2 protein-coding genes are annotated in these 2,014 nt (G+C 72.5%); both read left to right on the top strand.

What is annotated here, in order from left to right; all coding sequences use genetic code 11:
* The coding region (locus tag G5C60_RS50560) for a cysteine protease StiP family protein (RefSeq protein ID WP_165271051.1) at positions 1–1,184 on the top strand (1,184 nt) is incomplete at its 5' end.
* Entirely contained in the window at positions 1,184–2,011 is an 828-nt protein-coding gene (locus G5C60_RS50555; RefSeq protein WP_165271049.1) for an HAD family hydrolase, read from the top strand. The genes G5C60_RS50560 and G5C60_RS50555, both read left to right, overlap by 1 nt.
* Positions 2,012–2,014: the final 3 nt, after the last annotated feature.

The raw sequence follows: 2,014 nt of genomic DNA, 5'->3' as shown, positions 1-2,014 counted from the left end.
CCCCGCAGCTGTCCGAAAGGCCCACCATGCTGCCCGAGCCCCTCCGCGGCCCCGACTTCTCCTCGTACGCCCCTGACGAGGTCGGCTGGCTGCTCCAGGACCTCTCGGACGTCACGCTGGAGGCGCCGACGGAGGAGCGCGAGGAGGCGATCCAGAGCGGCGGCGCGCACTACGCGGAGTCGCTGCCGGTGGAGTACCAGCCGAGCGCCCAGTACCAGGAGCTGTTCCGCGCCGCCCTGGACATCTCGGCCGCGCGGATCGCCCAGGCCGTGGGCGCCGTCACGGAGACCGTGCTGGCGGAGCGGTCGCCGCGTCCCGTCCTCGTGTCGCTCGCCCGCGCTGGCACCCCCGTCGGCATCCTGATGCGCCGCTGGGCTCAGCACCGGCACGCGCTCGACCTGCCGCACTACGCCGTCTCCATCGTCCGCGGCCGTGGCATCGACGCGAACGCGCTGCGCTGGCTGGCCGCCCACCACGACCCGGCCGACGTCGTCTTCGTGGACGGCTGGACCGGCAAGGGCGCCATCACCCGCGAACTCGCCCAGGCCGTCGAGGAGTTCGAGGCCTCCGACGGCATCACCGGCTTCGACCCGGAGATCGCGGTGCTCGCCGACCCCGGCTCCTGCGTACGCACCTACGGCACCCGCGAGGACTTCCTCATCCCCTCCGCCTGCCTCAACTCGACTGTCTCCGGGCTCATTTCGCGTACGGTGCTGCGCGCCGACCTGGTCGGGGAGCACGACTTCCACGGCGCGAAGTTCTACCGCGAGCTCGCCGACGCGGACGTCTCCGTCGACTTCCTGGACGCCGTCTCCGACCGCTTCGACGAGGTCGGCGACGCCGTCGACACCCTGGTCAAGGACCTGCTCTCCATGGACCGCACCCCGAGCTGGGAGGGCTGGGCGGCCGTCGAGCGGATCAGCGAGGAGTACGGGATCCACGACGTGAACCTCGTCAAGCCGGGCGTCGGCGAGGCGACCCGGGTACTCCTGCGCCGCGTCCCGTGGAAGATCCTCGCGCGCGCCGGAGCGGGCGCCGACCTGGATCACGTACGCCTGCTCGCCGAGCAGCGGGGCGTACCCGTCGAGGAGGTGGCCGAACTCCCGTACACCTGCGTCGGGTTGATCCACCCCAAGTACACCCGCGGGGCGACCGGCGCCGACGGCAGGGCGGTGACGGTCTGATGACCACGGCTTCGCCCAAGTCGCCCAAGGTGCTCGTCGCCAGCGACCTCGACCGCACGCTCATCTACTCCGCCGCCGCGCTCGCGCTGCCCCTGCCGGACGAGGAGGCGCCCCGGCTGCTCTGCGTCGAGGTGTACGAGGGCGCGCCGCTGTCGTACATGACGGAGACCGCGGCCGTGCTGCTCGCCGAACTCGGCGACGCGACCGTCTTCGTGCCGACCACGACCCGTACGCGCCTGCAGTACCAGCGCATCCGGCTCCCGGGCCCCGCCCCGAAGTACGCGATCTGCGCCAACGGCGGTCATCTCCTCGTCGACGGTGTCTCGGATGCCGAGTGGCACGCGCGGGTGACCGAGCGGCTGGCGAGTGAGTGCGCCTCGCTGGACGAGGTGCGCGCGCACATGGAGGCCACCAGCGACCCGACCTGGGTGCGCAAGCACCGAGTCGCCGAGGACCTCTTCGCGTACGTCGTCGTCGAGCGCGAGCTGCTTCCCGAGGACTGGGTGAAGGAACTGGCCGTATGGGCGGAGAACCGCGGCTGGACCGTGTCCCTCCAGGGCCGCAAGATCTACGCCGTACCGAAGCCGCTCACCAAGAGCGCCGCGATGCGCGAGATCGCCCGCCGCACCGGAGCCGACCTCACCCTCGCCGCGGGCGACTCCCTCCTCGACGCCGACCTCCTCCTCGCCGCCGACCGCGGCTGGCGCCCGGGCCACGGCGAACTCGCCGACGCGGGCTGGACGGCCCCCACGGTCACGGCCCTGCCGGAACGGGGTGTCGGGGCGGGCGAGCGGATACTGCGGGAGTTCCTGGGGGCGGCGGGGTAGTAG

It is taken from the genome of Streptomyces scabichelini, from assembly GCF_011045015.1.
Classification (GTDB): domain Bacteria; phylum Actinomycetota; class Actinomycetes; order Streptomycetales; family Streptomycetaceae; genus Streptomyces; species Streptomyces scabichelini.
Note: the sequence above shows the minus strand (reverse complement) of the source record. Positions and strands in the feature narration are given on the sequence as shown.